Here is a 231-nt window from a genome sequence, read left to right on the forward strand (position 1 = left end):
TAGAAGACTTATTTGTAAATCACCTTTTTGCCCCTTACGATTTTTTCCGTTTTATGGATAGCTGGTGGGGTTCCAATACCATCAACTGGATTTTCTTTGTAATTGGATTGATTGCCGCCACCTATTGGATGGGGCAGTTGAAAATGTTCAACGATAACGGCGAAGAGGACAAGAGCATCAGCTCCCATTCTTACCTATAGATCGAAACCAAGGTCTTTTCTGTAATACATT

1 protein-coding gene is annotated in these 231 nt (G+C 40.3%); it reads left to right on the forward strand.

All coding sequences use genetic code 11. The annotated features are described in order from the left end of the window. Window positions 1–200: DUF6341 family protein (locus ACRHNM_RS18410; RefSeq protein ID WP_431138073.1), on the forward strand; the 200-nt coding region annotated here is incomplete at its 5' end. Window positions 201–231 lie beyond the last annotated feature (31 nt).

Origin of the sequence: Psychroserpens mesophilus, assembly GCF_050617655.1 — a bacterium.
GTDB lineage: Bacteria > Bacteroidota > Bacteroidia > Flavobacteriales > Flavobacteriaceae > Psychroserpens > Psychroserpens mesophilus_A.